Annotated in this window: 1 protein-coding gene; it reads right to left on the bottom strand. The window is 73.9% G+C overall.

Going from position 1 to position 326, the window contains the following annotated elements:
- On the bottom strand, positions 1-272 hold a 272-nt coding region (locus D455_RS30845; protein WP_040684951.1), incomplete at its 3' end, for an acyl-CoA dehydrogenase family protein.
- Between the last annotated feature and the right edge of the window lie 54 nt (positions 273-326).

Raw genomic sequence — 326 nt, 5'->3', positions numbered from 1 at the left:
CAGGCCAGGCCGTAGGCGACCGCGCTGGAACCGCCGCAGCCGTACCCCTCCAGGTGCATGCCCAGGACCCCGAGCTCGCCGAAGGCCCTGGCCAGCCCGCGCGGGTCGGGCAGGGTGCCCGCATCGAACCAGTCGGCCACGTTCGGCGCCAGCTCGCGCGCGGCGAAGTCGCGCACGGCGTCGCGGACGTCCCGCTCGGTGTCGGACAGGTCGGCGTCCACGGCCAGGAAGTCGTGCGGGTCCGGGGCGGCGGGCTTGCGGGAGTCGCTCATGGTGGTGTCCTACCTTCTTCGCTGGTTCTGCGTCGGTCGTCCGTGGGCTCGGTG

The sequence above is a fragment of the Nocardiopsis halotolerans DSM 44410 genome, assembly GCF_000341065.1.
GTDB classification, from domain to species: Bacteria; Actinomycetota; Actinomycetes; order Streptosporangiales; family Streptosporangiaceae; genus Nocardiopsis; species Nocardiopsis halotolerans.
Note: the sequence above shows the minus strand (reverse complement) of the source record. Positions and strands in the feature narration are given on the sequence as shown.